General features: G+C 72.2%; 15 protein-coding genes and 1 tRNA gene. 10 read left to right on the plus strand and 6 right to left on the minus strand.

Going from position 1 to position 16544, the window contains the following annotated elements; all coding sequences use genetic code 11:
- Nucleotides 1–71 precede the first annotated feature (71 nt).
- On the plus strand, nucleotides 72–1493 hold the full coding sequence (locus tag ACI2LP_RS07355) for a S41 family peptidase (protein ID WP_404723556.1): 1422 nt from the start codon (nucleotides 72–74) through the stop codon (nucleotides 1491–1493).
- A gap of 83 nt (nucleotides 1494–1576) precedes the next feature.
- On the opposite strand, the gene ACI2LP_RS07360 is transcribed toward ACI2LP_RS07355, so the two are convergent.
- From ACI2LP_RS07360 to ACI2LP_RS07370, 3 genes are all read right to left on the minus strand, one after another.
- Complete coding sequence (locus ACI2LP_RS07360) at nucleotides 1577–3070, minus strand: cellulose binding domain-containing protein (RefSeq protein WP_404723557.1); 1494 nt, start codon at nucleotides 3068–3070, stop codon at nucleotides 1577–1579.
- Between the two features lie 221 nt (nucleotides 3071–3291).
- Complete coding sequence (locus tag ACI2LP_RS07365) at nucleotides 3292–4686, minus strand: sensor histidine kinase (protein WP_404723558.1); 1395 nt, start codon at nucleotides 4684–4686, stop codon at nucleotides 3292–3294.
- On the minus strand, nucleotides 4683–5414 hold the full coding sequence (locus tag ACI2LP_RS07370) for a response regulator transcription factor (protein WP_404723559.1): 732 nt from the start codon (nucleotides 5412–5414) through the stop codon (nucleotides 4683–4685). The genes ACI2LP_RS07365 and ACI2LP_RS07370 overlap by 4 nt, the downstream gene beginning before the upstream one ends.
- A 96-nt stretch (nucleotides 5415–5510) precedes the next feature.
- Between ACI2LP_RS07370 and ACI2LP_RS07375 the strand changes: the two genes are divergently transcribed.
- A complete protein-coding gene (locus ACI2LP_RS07375) occupies nucleotides 5511–6059 on the plus strand; it encodes a hypothetical protein (protein WP_404723560.1) in 549 nt (182 codons plus the stop codon).
- A gap of 33 nt (nucleotides 6060–6092) precedes the next feature.
- Here ACI2LP_RS07375 and ACI2LP_RS07380 read toward each other — a convergent pair whose 3' ends face one another.
- On the minus strand, nucleotides 6093–6989 hold the full coding sequence (locus ACI2LP_RS07380; RefSeq protein ID WP_404723561.1) for a spermidine synthase: 897 nt from the start codon (nucleotides 6987–6989) through the stop codon (nucleotides 6093–6095).
- Nucleotides 6990–7082: 93 nt separating this feature from the next.
- A complete protein-coding gene (locus tag ACI2LP_RS07385; RefSeq protein WP_404723562.1) occupies nucleotides 7083–7550 on the minus strand; it encodes a hypothetical protein in 468 nt (155 codons plus the stop codon).
- A 252-nt stretch (nucleotides 7551–7802) separates the two neighbouring features.
- Between ACI2LP_RS07385 and ACI2LP_RS07390 the strand changes: the two genes are divergently transcribed.
- A complete protein-coding gene (locus tag ACI2LP_RS07390; protein WP_404723563.1) occupies nucleotides 7803–9215 on the plus strand; it encodes a tetratricopeptide repeat protein in 1413 nt (470 codons plus the stop codon).
- A gap of 184 nt (nucleotides 9216–9399) precedes the next feature.
- Here ACI2LP_RS07390 and ACI2LP_RS07395 read toward each other — a convergent pair whose 3' ends face one another.
- Nucleotides 9400–9996 (minus strand): histidine phosphatase family protein, encoded by a 597-nt coding sequence (locus ACI2LP_RS07395; protein ID WP_404723564.1) that lies wholly within the window; start codon nucleotides 9994–9996, stop codon nucleotides 9400–9402.
- A 192-nt stretch (nucleotides 9997–10188) separates the two neighbouring features.
- On the opposite strand from ACI2LP_RS07395, the gene ACI2LP_RS07400 reads away from it, so the two are divergent.
- The 7 genes from ACI2LP_RS07400 (at nucleotide 10189) to ACI2LP_RS07430 (ending at nucleotide 16347) form a co-directional block, all read left to right on the plus strand.
- Nucleotides 10189–11091 carry a phosphatase PAP2 family protein gene (locus ACI2LP_RS07400; protein ID WP_404723565.1) on the plus strand — a complete coding sequence of 301 codons (903 nt, stop codon included), beginning with the start codon at nucleotides 10189–10191 and terminating at the stop codon, nucleotides 11089–11091.
- Nucleotides 11021–12142, plus strand: a complete 1122-nt coding sequence (locus tag ACI2LP_RS07405; RefSeq protein ID WP_404723566.1) for a hypothetical protein — start codon at nucleotides 11021–11023, stop codon at nucleotides 12140–12142. Before ACI2LP_RS07400 ends, ACI2LP_RS07405 begins: the two co-directional genes overlap by 71 nt.
- A complete protein-coding gene (locus ACI2LP_RS07410; protein WP_404723567.1) occupies nucleotides 12133–13719 on the plus strand; it encodes a hypothetical protein in 1587 nt (528 codons plus the stop codon). Before ACI2LP_RS07405 ends, ACI2LP_RS07410 begins: the two co-directional genes overlap by 10 nt.
- Nucleotides 13716–15053, plus strand: a complete 1338-nt coding sequence (locus tag ACI2LP_RS07415) for an AAA domain-containing protein (RefSeq protein WP_404723568.1) — start codon at nucleotides 13716–13718, stop codon at nucleotides 15051–15053. The genes ACI2LP_RS07410 and ACI2LP_RS07415 overlap by 4 nt, the downstream gene beginning before the upstream one ends.
- A 62-nt stretch (nucleotides 15054–15115) precedes the next feature.
- On the plus strand, nucleotides 15116–15457 hold the full coding sequence (locus ACI2LP_RS07420) for a hypothetical protein (protein WP_360872514.1): 342 nt from the start codon (nucleotides 15116–15118) through the stop codon (nucleotides 15455–15457).
- 169 nt (nucleotides 15458–15626) lie between these two features.
- On the plus strand, nucleotides 15627–16283 hold the full coding sequence (locus tag ACI2LP_RS07425; protein WP_404723569.1) for a bifunctional DNA primase/polymerase: 657 nt from the start codon (nucleotides 15627–15629) through the stop codon (nucleotides 16281–16283).
- Nucleotides 16274–16347: transfer RNA gene (locus tag ACI2LP_RS07430), tRNA-Lys, on the plus strand. The genes ACI2LP_RS07425 and ACI2LP_RS07430 overlap by 10 nt, the downstream gene beginning before the upstream one ends.
- Nucleotides 16348–16544: the final 197 nt, after the last annotated feature.

Raw genomic sequence — 16544 nt, forward strand, 5'->3', positions numbered from 1 at the left:
GATGTCCCCCATGCCGTTGCGGGGCCGATCGTGGTGCTACCGGATCAACGGCGTACGGGGAAGGCATCACCATGCAGCGCAGGAGTGGATCGGGCACCATCCGCAGGACCGTCGCGGCGGCAGCGCTGCTGGCCGTCACCGCGGGCATGGCCCTGCCGCTCGCCCCGGCGGCGAGCGCGCAGCCGGCGGCTGTGCCGACCGGGGTGTGGCGGGTGGACGGATACGGTGAGGTGCTGACGCTGGACGCGGGCCACCTGCAGGAGTACCAGGTCACCGGAGTCAGCTGCGTCAAGGGCGTCGGCGCCGAGCGCGCGGGCGGGCAGGGCGGGACGGCGCGGTACGCAGGCGACGACGGCTTCGTCTTCACCGTACGGTCCAAGGGGCGGCCGGACCGGGCGGCGTTCCACATCGACGGCTCGCCCGGCGACCGTGGGCTGCGGCGGATCGACGCCCTGCCCGCCGACTCCCTCGCACCGGCGCCCGGCGGTCCGGTCGCCGCCTTCGACATCTTCTGGCAGACCTTCGAGGAGAACTATCCCTTCTTCGCCGCCAAGGGCGTCGACTGGCACGCGGTACGGGACCGCTACCGCCCCCGCATCCACGCGGGCACGACCGACGCCGAACTCTTCGCGGTCTTCCGGGAGATGGTCTCGCCCCTGCACGACATGCATGTCGCCGTGTTCGCGGGCAGGACCGGGGCCTTCGGCATGGCCCGGCCGGGGACCGTCATGCCCACCAAGGAACTGGACGCGAAGGTCACGTCGTACATCGAGAAGCGGGATCTGTCGGGCAAGAAGCTGCGGCAGTTCGCGAACGGCCGCATCTCGTACGCCGAACTTCCCGGCAGACAGGGCTACTTGCGGGTGTCAGGATTCGGCGGATACGCCAAGGCCGACGACTTCGCGGCCAACAGCGCCGCACTGGACGAGGCGCTGGACGCGATCCTCACCACCGCGAACACCGCCCGCCTGCGCGGCCTCGTCATCGACCTGCGGATCAACGGCGGCGGCTCGGACTCGCTGGGGCTCCAGCTCGCCGGGCGGCTGACCGACCGCCCCTACTTCGCCTACGCCAAGCGGAACAGGAACGACCCCGGCGACCCGACCCGTTTCACCCGCCCGCAGCCGCAGTACGTACGGCCCGCGGCGGCTCCCCGGTACACCGGACCGGTGGCCGTGCTGACCGGCGGCTCGACGGTCAGCGCCGGGGAGACGTTCACCCAGGCCCTGATGGAGCGCCCCGGCCGGACGGTCAGGATCGGCGAGCACACGCAGGGCGTGTTCTCGGACACGATGATGCGGGCGCTGCCGAACGGCTGGGCGTTCATGCTCCCGAACGAGGAGTTCCTGACCCGTACGGGAGCGACCTTCGACGGACCGGGCATCCCGCCGCACCTGCACGAACCGGTCTTCACCGAGGAGGAGTTCGAGCACGGCCGGGACTCGGCCTTCGACCGGGCCGTCGCCGTGCTCGGCGGGCACGCACCACACTGACCAACGAAAGCGCGCGTCCCGGCCGGGTGGGGGGAAGTCCGGCCGGGACGCGCGGGTGGGGGGCGCCGAGGTGCTCGTCGTGCCTACTTGAAGGCGGCGAACGCCTTCGTGAAGGCCAGCGGCTCCTGAACGATCGAGCTGCACGTCGCGTCCGCGGTCGGCTTCGCGCCGCCCGCGCACTCCTTGTCACGCGCCGAGGACCACATCGCCAGCCAGCCCAGGTTCTTCGACTTCGCGAAGTCGACCAGCTGAGTCGCGTCCTCGACCTTGAAGATCTCGGTCGCGACGTCGTTGACGCCGATCATCGGGGTGACGGCGACGGCCTGCCACGCGGCCGCGTCCGAGAGCCCGAGCACGCCCTTGATCTGCGCCTGGGTCGCGGTCGCAGCCTGGATGGCGTACTGGCCCATGTCACCGCTGTAGGCGGGCCCGTAGTCCATCGCCATGATGTTGACGGCAGAGATCTTCACGCCGTTCTTCTTGGCGTCGGCGACCAGGTCCACGCCGGGCTGGGTCAGCCCCTCGGGCATCACGGGCAGCGTGAAGGAGACGTCGAGGTTCGGGTGGGACTTCTGGAGCTGCGCGATGGCCTGCGAGCGGCGGGAGTTGGCGGCGGTGTCGGGCAGGGCCGCGCCCTCGATGTCGAAGTCGGCCTTGGTGAGCTTGTACTCGTCGACGACCTTGCCGTAGGCCTTCGCCAGCTCGTCGGCGGAGGAACACTTGAGCGCGAGCTCGGAGCCCGCGGCGCCGCCGAAGGAGACCCGGACGTCACCGCCCTTGGCGCGCAACGCGCCTATCTGGGAGGCCACCTTGTCGCTGGCGAGGTCGGTGACACCGCCCCAGAGGGGGGCGCAGCTGCCGCCGGAGGTGATGAAGGCCAGGTTGAACTCCTTGACCCCGGTCTTGGTGGCGGTGTCCACCAGGTCGTACGCCGGGTAGAGGGACGTGTCGACGTACGGCGCGAAGCCCGCGCCGGACCCGCTGCCGGGCGTCGTGGGAGTCGGCGTGGGCGTCGGCGTGGGAGTCGGCGTCGGAGTCGAGGTCGGGGGCTTGGTGGGCGTGGAGCTCGCGGTCGGGGTGGGGGTGGGTGTCGGCTGCTCGGTGGGGCGGCCGCTCGGCTGCGGGGTGGCGCCGTCGTCGACCGAGCACTTGACCTTGTTGATGAGACAGGAGGTCGGGTCGGCGACGGTCGCGGTGCCGCTCGCGGCGGTGACGAAGCCGACGGTCACCGAGGCACCGGGCGCGAGCTGCTTGTTCCAGCTGGCGGGCTTCACGGTGACGTGCTGACCGCTGACGGTGTGCTCGCCGTTCCACAGCGAACTGATCGTGGTGCCCGCGGGCAGATCGAATTCGAGCGTCCAGTCCGACTGGGCCTTGTCGGTGTCATTGGTGATGACGTACTGCCCGGTGTAACCGCCGGTCCAGGAGCTCGTCTTGGTGTAGGCGGCGCCGACGGACGCGGCCTGCGCGGTGCCCGTGAGAGCGAACGCCGCGCCGCCGATCACCGCGGCCGCGACAATGGCGCCGAGCGCCTTGGTCTTTGCGCTCGCCGTGCGCCGGTGCGTAGTGCTGCCCATTGCGTGCCTGCCTCTGCGTTACGGGAGTGGGGGATGTGGCAGCACGCTAGCGGCCGCGAAACGGACAAATGGCCTGTTCGGGGCGGGGGTTGGACTTCTTAGGGCGGCCTTAAGGAAGGCATCGGAGCGGATTAATGGTCGAGACCAGTGCGGGCGCCGGTGAGCCCCATCGAGCCGGCTCGGGCGAACCACCGAGCGGCCCGCGGCCCGGCCCCACCGCACTACGCCGCCGCCCGCCTGCGGCGCCTGACCGTCCCCCGGTGCCCCCGGCTCCGCTCCCCCGGCACCCCTTCGCGCGGGTCGAGCCCGATCCAGATCCGTACCTCCGTGCCGCCGAGCACCGACCTGCCGATCCGTACGTCCCCGCCCGTCGACTCCGCCACCCTGCGCACGATGTCCAGGCCGAGCCCCGTCGAGCCGTCCCTGCCCCCGCTGTTGCCGCGGGCCATCGCCGCCTCCGGGTCGTCGATGCCCGGACCCGCGTCCGAGACCAGCACGATGACGGCGTCCCCGCCGTTGTGCAGGTCGACGGAGAAGGCCGTGCCCTCCGCGGTGTGGCGGAAGACATTGCCGAGCAGCGCGTCCAGCGCGGCGGCCAGTTCGGGGCGGCCCACCGGGATGCGTACGGGCCGGTCGACGCCCGCGACCCGCACCTTGCGGCCCTCGTCCTCCGCGAGCGCCGACCAGAAGTCCATCCGCTCCCGGACGACTTCGGCGGCGTCGCAGCCCGCGCCGGGGCCGGTCGCCACGGTCTGCGGCTTCGCCTCGCGCGCCGTGCGGATGATCGTGTCGACCTCGCGCTCCAGCTGCTCGACGGCCGCCCTGGTCTGGTCGGCGGCGGGTCCTTCGCCCAGCGAGGCGGCATTGAGGCGGAGCACGGTCAGCGGTGTACGGAGCCGGTGCGAGAGGTCGGCCGCGAGCTCGCGCTCATTGGCGAGGAGCTGGACCACCTGGTCGGCCATGGAGTTGAAGGCGATCGCGGCGGAGCGCAGCTCGGTCGGCCCCTCCTCCGGGACGCGCGCCCCCAGTCTGCCCTCGCCCAGGTCGTGGGCGGCGCCCGCGAGCCGCTGGGCGGGCTGCACCATCCGGATGCCGAGCCGGTCCGCGACCGCGACCGAGCCGACGATCAGCGCGATGCCGACGCCGCCGAGCACCAGCCAGGCCGTGCCGACACCGTTGGAGACCTCGTCCTCGGGTACGAAGACCTCGACGACCGCGATCTGGCCGGTGCTGATGGCGGTCGGCTGGAGCAGCGCGGAGCCGTCGGTCACCTCCGTGATGGAGGCGCGGCCGAGGCGTTGGGTGGTGGCCAGGTCCTTCTGCGCGGCGCGGCGGGTGCCGATGGTCACCGGCTGGCTGCCCGGCTCGCCGGAGGCCGGGATGTGCACGGCCATCCGCCCGGCCGCCCCGGCCTGCGTGGACATCACGGCCCGCTCCAGCGGATCGCGTTCGGCCGTGATGGAGAGGGTCGGGCCGATGGCCGCGGCCTGCCGCTCGGCGTTGGAGAAGGCCCGGTCGCTGGCCATCTCTTTGATGACGAGCCCGAGCGGGAACGCGAAGGCCACCACGACCATCGCCGTGACGGCCAGGGAGACCTTGACCAGGGCCCATCTCATGGCCGGTGTCCGTTCGACTCGGGTCCGCTCGAGCTGTGTCCGTTCGGCGGCTCCAGCTTGACGCCGACGCCGCGCAGGGTGTGAAGGTACCGGGGCCTGGCCGCGGTTTCGCCCAACTTCCGCCGCAGCCATGACAGATGTACGTCAATGGTCTGGTCGTCGCCGTAGCTCTGCTGCCAGACCTCAGCGAGCAGTTCCTTGCGTGGTACGACGACGCCCGGCCGCCCGGCGAGGAACGCCAGCAGGTCGAACTCGCGGCGGGTGAGGTCGAGGGCCGCCCCGTCCAGCTCGGCCTGCCTGCGCAACGGGTCGATGGAGAGCCCGCCGACCTGGATGACGCGCGAGGGCGGCGCGTCCGCGGCCGAGGCCCGCGATCGGCGCAGCACGGCGGACATCCGGGCGGACAGATGCTCCACGGAGAAGGGCTTGATGAGGTAGTCGTCGGCACCGTCGTTGAGCAGCCGTACGATCTCCGCCTCGTCGTCCCGCGCGGTCGCGATGATCACCGGTACGTCGGTGATGCCGCGCAGCATCTTCAGCGCCTCGGACCCGTCCAGATCGGGCAGGCCGAGGTCGAGAATGACCACGTCGAAACGGAAATGGGCCACCTCGCGCAGCGCCTCGAGGGCCGTGCCGACGCTCCGTACCGTGTGGGAGGCCTCGGTCAAGTGCCTGATGAGGGCGGAGCGCACGAACTGGTCGTCCTCGACCACGAGCACACTTGCCATGGGCGGCACCGTACGCCATCCGGAGTACGTCGGTCCCGTGGGTGAACCGAGAGACAACCATGGGACTCGGGACAGCTGTGGGGCGCGTGGTGCAGTATGGGCCCGATGCGCAGAGGACTCGTACATGCCATGGCGTGGTCGCTGTCCACCGGAGCGGCGGTCACGCTCTCCTGGTGGGGCGTCCACACCGTCATGTCCGGGACCGCGTACGACCGGCCGCGCGCGCTCCCCATCAGCGCGGACTCGGTCACCACGCAGGGCGCGAAGCCGCTGGCCTCCTCCACACAGCGGCCGCCGAGCCCGTCGCCGTCGAAGTCGGACGCGGCGAACAAGGACCGCAAGCCGTCGGCCACACCACCGGCCTCGAAGCCGTCCAAGAACACGTCGCCGTCGTCGCCGCCCGCCTATTCGCCGCCAACATCCGGAAATGTGAAGGGTTATACGGTCGATGGCGGCCGGGTCGTCTTCGACATCGGCAAGACGTCGGCGGAACTGGTCTCGGCGACACCGGACTCGGGCTGGCAGATGCAGGTCTGGAAGCAGCCGGAGTGGATCCGGGTGACGTTCACCCAGAACGGCCGCGAGGTCTCGGTGTTCTGCACCTGGAACGGCCATCCACCGACGGTCGAGTTCGACGACCGTTAGCCGGTTACCGGCTCAGGCTGGAGCTCCGGGGCACTAGCGGAACGCCTCCGGCGGCGGTACGGGCGAGGGCTTCGCACTCGCGTCGGTGACCGCGGCCGCGCCGCCCGTGAAGTCGACCAGCGCTCTGCCGTGTTCGACCCGGCCGGGGTGCGGGTCGCTCGCCACCCGCCTGGTCAGTTCGGCGACGGGCAGCGGCAGGTCGGAGGCGAGCAGCACCGCATTGCCGAAGCGGCGGCCGCGCAGCACGGTCGGATCGGCCGCGAGCGCGAGTTCGGGGAAGACGGCCGCGGCGGTGGCGACCTGGGCGCGAATATGAGCCAGCGGCGGCCCGTCGGCGAGGTTCGCCGTGTACCGCCCGCCCGGCGCCAGAACCCTGCGCACCTCGGCGAGGAATTCCGTACTGGTCAGATGCGCGGGGGTGCGGGCGCCGCTGAAGACATCGGCTATCAGCAGGTCCGCCCAGCCGTCCGGGACCTTGGCGAGCCCGGCACGGGCATCGTTGGACCGGACCCGTATGCGGGCGCCCGGGTCCAACGGGAGCTGTTTGCGGACCAGTTGGACCAGCGAGGCGTCCAGCTCGACGATCTGCTGAGTGGAACGGGGGCGGGTCACCGCGATGTAGCGCGCGAGTGTGAAGGCCCCGCCGCCGAGGTGCACGACCTGGAGCGGGCGGCCGGGCGGGGCCGCGAGATCGGCGACATGGCCGAGGCGGCGCTGGTACTCGAAGGAGAGATGAGCCGGGTCGTCGAGGTCGACATGGGACTGCGGGGCGCCGTCGACGAGCAGCGTCCAGCCGCGCGGCCGGTCGGGGTCGGGTATCAGCTCCGCGAGCCCGCCGTCGACGTACTCGACGACGGGCTCAGGGCCCTTTTTGCGCTCAGCTCGCCTCCGGGCGCTCGTACCCCCGCTCGACGCTCCTCGACGCTGCACGCGCTCGTTCCTCGCTCGCTGAGTCCGCGGGTGCCCGGCCCGTCCGCTGCGAGCGGACCGGCCGGGATTCCCTGTTACTCACCCATTATCGGCTCATACGCAGTTGTCGGCGGCCTCAATCAGTCGGGCCGCCTCGCCGAGCGCCTCGCGCAGCACCTCCGGGTCGGTGACCGGGCCCGTGTCGTCCGGCGGCAGCAGCCAGCCGGAGCCGGTGGCCGGGAGCTCGGCAGGGATACGCAGACCGCGTCCCGAGGTCTGCGTACAGGCGCTGCCCGGCATGTCCCAGCCGTCGGCCGTGCCGGGCGGCACCAGGAAGCCGAGGGTGTCGCAGGCGCCGTCGTGGATTACCGGACCGACGGCCGGGGCGTCCGCGCCGCGGCGCAGGATGTCCACCGCCTCGAGCCCTTGGCGGGCAGGGACGGTCACCAGGTCGCAGGGTTCGGTGTCGTCGTCGGCCGGGGCTCTGTGGGGTGGTGCGCTGCTGTCCGGGGTTGGCCTGTGGCGAGCAGTCGTCGCAGTCGTGCCGGAGCCGTTCGCGTCGCGGTTGGCGCTGGTCTTCATGCCGACCTCCAACAAGGGGATCCCCTCCTCGCTCGAGTGGAGACACGTATCGGGCCTCCGAAGGGTTCAACGCCTCTACGCGTCAAGGGCTACGGCGGCACGCCGCCGCAAAGGGTGGCAGTTCATGGCAGATCGAGGGGGAGATATCCCTTTTGTAGGCAAACTCTGTGTAAGTGGCTCGTCACAGCGGGTACGTTCTTGCTCCGCCGGAACACGGCTGCATGAAGAGCTGCACCAAGAGAGGGCTCGGCCATGGCGTCGTCATCGTCATCGTCTCAGGCAGCACGGGCAGTTCCCAACCTCGCCTTTCGCAGGCTGCGCGGACAGCGCTCGCCTGGGGAGTTCGCGGCGGCCGTACGCAAGGCCGCCCGGCAGATCGGCGAGCAGGTCTCGTGTGACGCCCGCTACATCGGGCGCGTCGAGGCGGGCGAGATCCGCTGTCCGAACTACGCGTACGAGCGGGTGTTTCTGCACATGTTTCCCGGTCTGGCGCTGGGAGACCTGGGGTTCACGGCGCGGGAGCAGGTGCGGGGCGGGCGGGGCGGTAGGGGCCGTCCGCCGGAACCGGATGCCCCTTGTCTCCGTCCATTGGACAGCCCCACCAGTTCCAGCAGTCCCGCCAGTCCCACCAGTCCCTTTGACAGCAACATCGACGAGGTGAGCGACGTGCTGCGTCGCGCATTCATGACGAGCGGCCCCGCCACGGTGGCGGCCGCGTCCCTCGGGCTCGGCCTCGGTCTCGTGCCCGCACAGCGCCGGGTCGGCGACGCGGAGGTGAACGCCGTCGAGGAAGCGGTACGGCGGATCCGGCTGCTCGACGACCGGCACGGCGCGGACGGGCTCTACCAACGGGCCGCGCAGCCGCTGCGGGCCGCGTACGCGCTGCTCGACGCGGGACTGACGGCACGCCGTTCGACCGCGGACCGGCTGCACGCGGGGGCGGGCGAACTCGCCATCTCGGTGGGCTGGCTGGCGCACGACTCGGGCCGTTTCGACGATGCGCGTTCGCACTACGCGGAGGCGCTGGCGACGGCGCGGGTGGCGGGCGACGAGGCACTGGAGGCGCACGCCTTCTGCAATACGTCCTTCCTGGCGCGGGACGCGGGCCGGCACCGGGAGGCGGTGCGCTCCGCCCAGGCGGGCCAGCAGGCGGCCCGCCGGCTGGCCTCACCGCGGCTGCTGTCGCTGCTCTCGCTGCGGGAGGCGGGCGGCTGGGCGGGGCTGGGGGACCGGTCGGGCTGCGAGAAGTCGCTGGCGCGGGCGCACGCGTACTTCGACCGGGGGGCGGCGGAGGCGGATCCGGAGTGGATGTCCTTCTTCGGGGAGCCCGAGCTGGAGTCGTTGCAGGCGCAGTGCTGGGCGGCGCTGGGCGAATGGCCACGGGCGGCCCGCCACGCGCGCCGCGCGGCGGCCCTCCAGGACCGCCGCTTCACCCGCAACCTGGCGCTGTACCGCGCGGAACTGGCGGCGGACCTGGCGCGCGGGGGTTTCCCCGACGAGGCGGCGGAGGCGGGCCACCAGGTGCTGGACCTGCTGGACGGGGTCCAGTCGTCGCGCATCCAGTCGATGCTGTCGGACACGGCGAGTGTGCTTGCGCCGGAGCGAGGGACGGGGAGCGTCGGGTCGTTTCTGGACCGCCATGCGGAGGCGGTGCGGCGAGTGTGACGGGTGCGGTGGCTCGGGCCTGTGGTTTGTTCCCCTCCCCGCCCCCTTCCCTGAACTTGGGGCAAGCCCCCAGCCCCCGGTGCCTCAATCGCCGGCGGGGCTGGTTTCGGGGCTCCGCCCCGGTTCAGGGAAGGGGCGGGGAACAAGCCCCGGCCCGAGCCACCGCAACCCGTACCGCGGACCCTCACACCTCCATGTGCCCCGTGTCGTTCCAGCGCTCCACCGCCGGCTCCCCGTACGCCCAGCCCAGAATCGACAGCGACGTCGGATCCAGCTTGATGCGCGCCGCGAACGACGGGTCCTCGTTCAGCCAGCGCGCGCCCAGGACGCGCAGGATGTGGCCGTGCGCGAAGACCAGCACGTCGCGGTCCGCCGAGCGCGCCCACGCGATCACCTCGTCCGCCCGCGCGCCGAGTTCCGACAGCGTCTCCCCCTCGGGTACCCCGTCGCGCCAGATGAACCAGTCCGGGCGGTCCGCCTGGATCTCCGCCTGGGTCAGACCCTCGTACGCCCCGTAGTTCCACTCCATCAGCGCGTCCCACGAGGACGCCCGCTCGCCGAACCCCGCCAGCGCGCATGTCTCGCTCGCACGCAGCAGCGGGCTGGTCCGGACCTCGACGCCCGACAGGCCCGACCACGGCGACCGATGCAGCCGCTCGCCGAGCAGTTTCGCCCCTTGCCTGCCCTCCTCCAGCAGAGGGATGTCCGTCCGGCCGGTGTGCCTTCCGAGCAGTGACCATTCGGTCTGGCCGTGCCGGGCGAGCAGGATGCGCGGTGCCATGAGGGGGCTCTCCAGAGGTTCACATTCGGTGTCGTTCCATCATCGCGCACCTGAACCCGGGGCAACCTGCTGGACGCTCCGAGCGTCCCTCTACAGGTCGGGGGCAGGGCAGTTGCAGTCCGGGACCCGCTGACGGAGCGCTTTCTCATACACCGTACGGTTGATCGTTGGCCAAGGGTCGCCTGAACACACATGGAGAACGTTCGGATGCCGTACACCGCGCCTCGCCATCGGCTCCGCTGGTGGACCGAACTGCCGCTGATCGCCGTGGTCTACGTGGCGTACTCGGCCGGCCGGCTGCTCGCCCGCGGCGATGTGACGACCGCCGTCGACCACGGCATGGCGATACTCCGGGCCGAGAAGGCACTCCACCTGAACGCCGAGCACCCCCTGAACCGCCTCTTCACCAAGACCCCCGCCCTCGGCATCCCCGCCGACTTCGCGTACGCCTCGCTGCACTATCTCGTCACTCCGGCCATCCTCGTCTGGCTCTTCCGCCGCCGCCCCGCCCGGTACCGGGCCGCGCGCACCTGGCTGATGCTCTCCACGCTCCTCGGTCTCGTCGGCTTCACGCTTCTGCCGACCTGCCCACCACGGCTACTCGACGCCGGTCAGGGCTTCGTCGACACGATGGCGCAGTTCAGCTCGTACGGCTGGTGGGGCGGCGAGGCGAGCGCGCCGCGCGGCATGGGCGCGATGACCAATCAGTACGCGGCGATGCCGAGCCTGCACGTCGGCTGGGCGCTGTGGTGCGGTGTGATGCTGTGGCGGCACGGGCGTACGCCGCTGCTGAAGGTCCTCGGCGTCGCCTACCCGCTGCTCACCACACTCGTGGTGATGGGCACGGCCAACCACTACTTCCTGGACGCGGCCGCGGGCGTCGCGGTCATGTGCGTCGGCGCGCTGCTGACCCGCCCGGCGATGCGCCTCGCCGACCGCGTGCGCACCCGTTTCACCTCCGCCCCCTCCGGCTCTTCCGGCTCGAAGTCCACGATTGTCAGTGGCGGATGCGAGACTTCCGCGGGTGAGCGAATCCCTGGACAGCGGACCACCTCCGCAGGCGCCGACGACAGCACTACGGCAGCGGCTCGCTGAGCTGCGCGGCCCCGCCGCCCAGCCCCATCCGCTCGACGCCCGCGCGCTCGCCGCCCTGGCCGCGAACCCCGGCTGCAAACGGCGCGCGCTGCTGGACGGCGCCGGGGTCGACAAGGCGGCGCTGGCCTCCGCGCTGGGGTCGCCCGCGGCCTTCGGACAGTCGCAGTTCGCGTTCATGCGGGGCAATGCCTTCGAGGCGAAGGTCAAGTCCGACGGCGGCAAGGAGCTGCTGCGACTGTTGGGCGTGGACGAACCGGCCGGGGGCCGGCTGCCCGATCTGTCGGCGGCGGGCCCCGAGGGCCGGGCCGCGCGTACGGCGCTGGCACTGCGGGAGGCCACTGCGGCGGACGCGTGGACGCTGCTCGACCACCCCTTGCTGGCGCTGGAGGTGGCGGGCTCCCCCGCCTATTTGGAGCCCGACGCGGTGGTCGTCGCGCCCGACGGACGGTGGACGGTCGTCGAGATCAAGTCGTTCCCGATGATCGACGCAGCGGCGGACGCGGCGAAGGTGGGCGCGGCCGCACGCCAGGCCGCCGTGTACGTGCTGGCGCTGGAGCGTGTCGCCGCCCTCACTCAGGGCGCGCAGGTGGCGCACCGGATCCTGCTGGTCTGCCCCAAGGACTTCTCCAATCTGCCGACCGCGTCCGTCGTCGATGTGCGCAAGCAGCTGTCGGTCACCCGGCGGCAGTTGGCCCGGCTGACCCGGATCGAGGACATCGCCGCCGCGCTGCCCGAGGGCACGACCTTCGATCTGGAGCGCCCGGCACACGAACTGACGGCGGCCGTGGAGTCGGTGTCCGCCGCGTACGCACCCGAGTGCCTGGCCGCCTGCGAACTGGCCTTCCACTGCCGGGACAAGGCCCGTGCGGCGGGCGCGGTGGAGACGCTGGGCCGCGGGGTGCGCGGCGAGCTGGGCGGTCTGACGACGATCGGCGAGGTCCTGGCGGCGGCACGCGGTGCGGCAGGTGATCCGGACGATCCGGCGGTCGCGGCGCTGCGCCGGGCGGCGGCGCTGCGGGCCGAGGCGCTGGAGGCGGCCGGATGTCGTTGATCTCCACACTCGCCAGGCTGGAGGCCGTGGAGTCGGGGCGGGCGACGCCGCTCGCCACGGTGCGGCACCGGCATCTGTCGGAGCGGCCGCTGGTCTTTGTGCCGCTCACCACGGCGGGCGAGGCCGGCGCGCCGCTGGGTGCGCTGGTCGGCACGGATGCGGACGAGCCGCGGCTGCTGGTGGTGGCCCAGCCGCGCGACCGCGATCTGCGCTTCACGTTCCTGGCCGAGCTGGCCGATGCGGTGCTGCCGCATCTGGAGGCGTACGCCGATGCTGTCGAGCCCGCTGAGCGCAGCGATACCGACCCGGAGACCGGCAAGAGGGTCAAGGTCGAGGTCGAACTGTGCGTGGACGCACCGCAGTTGATCGTGCCCGGTAGGGCCGGCATCGACTTCGTACGGCTGCTCGGCCGGTCGATGCGGTTTCGCCGTACGACCGAGCAGGACCCCGATGCGCCGCATCCCGCGCCGCCGCGTGTGCCACTGCTGGGCCGCTGGCTGACGCACTACGGCGAGCGGGCGCGGGTGCCCGGGTCATCGCTGCTGCTCGCCGCGACCGATCTGCTGAACCGGCACTGGGCGAGTGGCCAGTCGTCGCTGGAGGACCAGCATCTGGGGGCGCTGCTCGCCTGGATCGACGTGCCCGAGGGCGAGTCGGGTGCGGAGGCTGCGCTGCGGGCCGAGCTCGCGCGGGATGCCGCGGGCCAGCTGCTCTGCCCGCCGGCCGGGCCTGCGACCGACCCGGCCTTCGACAACAGGCTGCTGGCCCCGGCGGTGGAGCGGTACGACCGGGCACGCCAAGCGCTGGGCGCGGCGGATGACGGGGCCGTGGCGGATGCGCGGCTGGGTGAACTGGCCGCCGCCGAGCGGGAGATCCGCCGGCTGCTGCTGACCCAGCTGCGGCCCACCTGGGACGCGGTGTGGCGCAGCCTGGAGCTGGTGCGCGAGCTGCCGGAGGGCTCCCGCACGGCGGACCGCTGGACGCGCGACCGCTGGTCGTTCACGGCGCACCGCGACCGCATCCGGGCCGGGGAGCCGCCGCAGCCCCGCCGTGACGACGCGGTCACCGCCGCGCAGAAGCTCGCCTCCCGCGAGAGCGCCCAGGCCCAACTGGAGGCGCAGGAGGCCCTGGACGACCCGCTGGTCCTGGCCGGGCGCAGGCTCGCGGGCGAGGCGTTCCTGAGCGAGGTGACCGAGGTGGTGATGGCCTGGTCCGAATCGAAGCGCCCGAGCCCCCGCCCGCTGCTCACGGTCCGTACGGACGACCGCCCGCAGCTGGGCGAGCGGGCAAAGGTGTACCGCACGCTGGACGGCAAGCCGCAGACGGCGGAGTTCGTACGCTACGAGCAGCAGGGCACGCTGGTGCTGCGGCTGACGGACCGCATGGGCCGTTCCAAGGACCCGGCGGAGGGCTCCGTACCGGAGAAGGGCGACCGGATCGCCTGGACCCTGTTCGAGCACGACCAACGCGGCGGCCCGAAACTCCCGTCCCCGGAGGAGACCCCGTGGACCCACGGCGGCCCTCCGGGCACCGCCGCAGAGAACCCCGACCCCGTGACCCCGGAGGACCTGCTGTGAGCGGGCACGCATTCGACCCCGCCGGTGAGGCCGCTCGGGCCACCGAGGCGATCCTCGGCGACACGCTTCACGGGACTCACCGCGGCGTTGTCGTGGACTCCCCGCCCGGTGCCGGCAAATCCACGCTCGTCGTGCACGCCGCACGTGAACTCGCGGCGGCCGGACGGCCGTTGATGGTCATCGCGCAGACCAACGCGCAGGTGGACGACCTCGTCGTGCGGCTCGCCGAGAAGGAGCCCGAGCTGCCCGTCGGGCGGCTGCACAGCAATGACCCCGACCCGTACGACAAGGCCCTCGACGAGCTCGACAACGTACGCAAGTCCGCCAAGGCGGGCGACCTCGCGGGCCTGGAGATCGTCATCTCGACCGCCGCAAAGTGGGCGCATGTGCAGGGCGTCGAGCCGTGGCGGCACGCCATCGTCGACGAGGCGTACCAGATGCGCTCCGACGCGCTGCTCGCCGTCGCCGGGCTGTTCGAGCGCGCACTGTTCGTGGGGGACCCCGGGCAGCTGGACCCGTTCTCGATCGTCGGCGCGGACCAGTGGGCCGGGCTGTCGTACGACCCCTCCGCGAGCGCCGTCTCCACACTGCTGGCCCACAATCCGGAGCTGCCTCAGCACCGGCTGCCCGTCTCCTGGCGGCTCCCGGCGTCCGCCGCGCCGCTGGTCTCCGACGCGTTCTACCCGTACACCCGCTTCCGCAGCGGCACGGGCCCGGACGACCGGCGGCTCGCCTTCGGGGTGCCGTCGGACGGATCGGGGCCGGACCGGGTGCTCGACGAGGCGGCGGAGTCGGGCTGGGGCCTGCTGGAACTGCCCGCCCGGCACACTCCCCGTACCGACCCCGAAGCGGTACGGGCCGTGGCGCTGGTCGTCCGCCGGCTCCTGGACCGCGGCGGCGCGGCCACCAGCGAGCGGTCCGCGGACCCGGTCCCGGTGACCGCCGACCGGATCGCGGTCGGCACGGCCCACCGAGACCAGGCGGCGGCGGTCCGCGCGGCGCTCGCCGAGCTGGGCGTCGCGGATGTCACCGTGGACACGGCGAACCGGCTGCAGGGCCGGGAGTTCGACGTCACGGTCGTCCTCCACCCGCTGTCGGGCCGCCCGGACGCGACGGCGTTCCACCTGGAGACGGGCCGGCTGTGCGTACTGGCGTCCCGCCACCGCCACGCATGCATCGTGGTGTGCCGGGCGGGCGTCGGCGATCTGCTGGACGAACACCCGTCGACGGAGCCGGTCCAGCTGGGCGTCACGGTCAAGTTTCCCGATGGCTGGGAGGCCAACCATGCGGTCCTGGCGCACCTGGCGGAACACCGGGTGAGCTGGGTCCCGTAGGCCCACTTGCGGGGAGTTGGACAATAGAGGGTGGCCCGGAGGCAATGAGCAGGAGGAAGCGCATGTCAGAGCACGAGCGGACCGAGCGAAGGCTGCGGCCCGCACCGCTGCTCTTCGAGCCCTCGGAGGCCGCGGCGGATCCGGAGCACTTCTTCGATCTGGAGTCGATGGACGACCCGGGGGAGCTGCTGGCGCGTGCCACCGAGCTGACGCTCGCCTTCCGCGCGGCGGCCGACCGGGCGCTGGAGTACCAGGCCATCGCGGCGGCACAGCTGGCCGATCCACGCCACTTCGACCGGCTGACGCCCGGGGACATCGCCGAGCGGGCAGAGTGGACCGAGGACTATGCCAGGAAGATGATCGAGTTCGGGCGCGACCTGCTCCGGGGCGGATCTCAGCAGTAGCACGATGCCGGAGCGCCATGCCGGGGAGCGCGATGCCGGGAACTCGTTGCCGGGATCGTCAGCCGTATGGCATATGCCGGGGCGCAAGATACCCCTCCAGGGCACGCCGTGTCCCCGTTTTGGTCAACTCTCAGAAACGGATCTGTCACTCCCAGTAGACATTGCTGTCATGAGTGCATGGCTGCGAGACGACTCCCTGCTGACTTCCGGCGCCGGTGACGACGAGCGCCGGGCCGACACCTCCACCCTCCCGTGGGAGGACAGCCGCCACCACGTCACCCAGGTCACCGCGCCCGGAGCGAACTGGCTCGCCTCCGCCGGGGCGTATCCGCGCTCCGTGCTCTCCCTCTGGGAGGACAGCCCCACCGCGCCCGCCGTGCTTCCCTGCGGCTCCGTCTTCGACGTCGTGAACGTGCCGACGATCTTCGGCCGCCGCATGCTCGACCGGCTCTGGGAGGAGGGGCCCGGCTCGGGCCCCGTCGCCATGCACCGCGGCCGGATGCTGCTCTTCGCCGCGCCCGGCACCGCGCAGCGGCTGCCGGCGCTGCTCGACTGGGAGGAGTGGGGCGAGGCCGTGCCGCCGCTGCTCTGTCACGGCATCGGGGACGCGATGACCGTACCGCCGCTGACCCGGGTCCCCGGTGCGCCGGGCCCGCGCTGGCTGGTGGCTCCGGACACCAGGCACCCGTGGCTGCCGGGGCCCGAGGTGGTGCTCTGGGCGTGCGTACGGGCGGCCCGTGCGGTGTCGTCGGCGAGCGTCCGTATATCGATTTTTCCTCGCGGCGAGCAGGATGCTAAGGTCTACGACGTCAGCAGGCGCCGCTAGCTCAGTTGGTTAGAGCAGCTGACTCTTAATCAGCGGGTCCGGGGTTCGAGTCCCTGGCGGCGCACAGACGGAAGAAGCCCCTCGCGAAAGCGGGGGGCCTTTTCGTGCGTCGGCGAGGGAGCCAAGCCGGGCCAGGACGGCGGCCAGGCCCTCGGGCCGGAGGCCGGGGACCCGAGCCCGGGGCCGGAGTCGGTCCAGGACCGGAAGGCGGACGCCCGCGGGCCGGCATCCCCGAGCCCGGGACCGCGGGCCGGGATCCCC

The organism is Streptomyces sp. NPDC019890, from assembly GCF_044903445.1.
GTDB lineage: Bacteria > Actinomycetota > Actinomycetes > Streptomycetales > Streptomycetaceae > Streptomyces.

Bases quoted from the DNA above. Each gene is read 5' to 3' on its own strand.
- ACI2LP_RS07355 (WP_404723556.1), top strand. From the start codon at position 72: ATGCAGCGCAGGAGTGGATCGGGCACCATCCGCAGGACCGTCGCGGCG.
- ACI2LP_RS07360 (WP_404723557.1), bottom strand. From the start codon at position 3,070: ATGGGCAGCACTACGCACCGGCGCACGGCGAGCGCAAAGACCAAGGCG.
- ACI2LP_RS07365 (WP_404723558.1), bottom strand. From the start codon at position 4,686: ATGAGATGGGCCCTGGTCAAGGTCTCCCTGGCCGTCACGGCGATGGTC.
- ACI2LP_RS07370 (WP_404723559.1), bottom strand. From the start codon at position 5,414: ATGGCAAGTGTGCTCGTGGTCGAGGACGACCAGTTCGTGCGCTCCGCC.
- ACI2LP_RS07375 (WP_404723560.1), top strand. From the start codon at position 5,511: ATGGGCCCGATGCGCAGAGGACTCGTACATGCCATGGCGTGGTCGCTG.
- ACI2LP_RS07385 (WP_404723562.1), bottom strand. From the start codon at position 7,550: ATGAAGACCAGCGCCAACCGCGACGCGAACGGCTCCGGCACGACTGCG.
- ACI2LP_RS07390 (WP_404723563.1), top strand. From the start codon at position 7,803: ATGGCGTCGTCATCGTCATCGTCTCAGGCAGCACGGGCAGTTCCCAAC.
- ACI2LP_RS07395 (WP_404723564.1), bottom strand. From the start codon at position 9,996: ATGGCACCGCGCATCCTGCTCGCCCGGCACGGCCAGACCGAATGGTCA.
- ACI2LP_RS07400 (WP_404723565.1), top strand. From the start codon at position 10,189: ATGGAGAACGTTCGGATGCCGTACACCGCGCCTCGCCATCGGCTCCGC.
- ACI2LP_RS07410 (WP_404723567.1), top strand. From the start codon at position 12,133: ATGTCGTTGATCTCCACACTCGCCAGGCTGGAGGCCGTGGAGTCGGGG.
- ACI2LP_RS07420 (WP_360872514.1), top strand. From the start codon at position 15,116: ATGTCAGAGCACGAGCGGACCGAGCGAAGGCTGCGGCCCGCACCGCTG.
- ACI2LP_RS07425 (WP_404723569.1), top strand. From the start codon at position 15,627: ATGAGTGCATGGCTGCGAGACGACTCCCTGCTGACTTCCGGCGCCGGT.